Raw genomic sequence first — 773 nt, 5'->3', positions numbered from 1 at the left:
GGCGGTGGTCTGATATAAGGTGAAATGCGTATTGGGGGTTATGGTTTATACGCAACACTATTGCGCCGCCTGCGGCAGTGAACAGATTCGGCGCAATGGCAGTAGCCAGGGCCACGCCAAATACCAGTGCAAAGCCTGTGGCCACCAAGCTCGCTTTGAGCCCGCCGCGGTCGAGCGGGCAATTCGCTACGCCCAGGTAGCGAAGTTGCTGGTCGAGCGCAACTCCCAGCGCAGCATCGTGCGGGCCACGGGCGTTTCGCGGGTGACCGTGGCCAAACTGGTAAAAAAAAGCGCAGCGAGCCCCGCCGCCCTTGCCGCGGTTGCGCCCGAAGAAAGCCCAGCGGCAGGAGTGGGAGGCGCTCGAACTCGATGAAATGTGGACGTTCGTGGGCCGGCGGCGGCGCAAAGTGTGGCTGTGGCTGGCCGTCGAGCGCGCCAGCCGGCGCATTGTGGCCTGGGTTACCGGCCGCCGGGACGCGGCCACGGCCCGCCGCTTGTGGCACGCCTTGCCGCGGCGTTACCGCCGCCATTGCTGGTTCTTCACCGACTTGTTCGCCGCCTACGTGGGCGTGTTGCCCCGCTGGCAGCACCGGCGCTGCCCCAAAGGCAGCGGCGGCACGAGCATCATTGAAGCCATCAATTGCTCGTTGCGCCAACGTTGCGGCGTGCTGGTGCGAAAATCCTGCTCCTTTAGCAAATCCTTGCCCATGCATAACGCCCGCATTAAAATTGTCATTGACAATTACAATCTCACCTTAAATTAGACCACCGCC

General features: G+C 62.6%; 1 protein-coding gene and 1 pseudogene. Both read left to right on the top strand.

Annotation, left to right across the window (positions count from 1 at the left end):
• Positions 1-40: 40 nt before the first annotated feature.
• Positions 41-109 (top strand): annotated as a pseudogene (locus tag BEN47_RS22985) (hypothetical protein); the annotation flags it as partial.
• 211 nt (positions 110-320) lie between these two features.
• Positions 321-764, top strand: coding sequence for an IS1 family transposase (locus BEN47_RS01730; RefSeq protein WP_158010796.1), 444 nt, complete (start codon positions 321-323; stop codon positions 762-764).
• Positions 765-773 lie beyond the last annotated feature (9 nt).

It is taken from the genome of Hymenobacter lapidarius, assembly GCF_001816145.1.
GTDB lineage: Bacteria > Bacteroidota > Bacteroidia > Cytophagales > Hymenobacteraceae > Hymenobacter > Hymenobacter lapidarius.
This window is presented reverse-complemented; position numbering and strand designations above follow the sequence as displayed.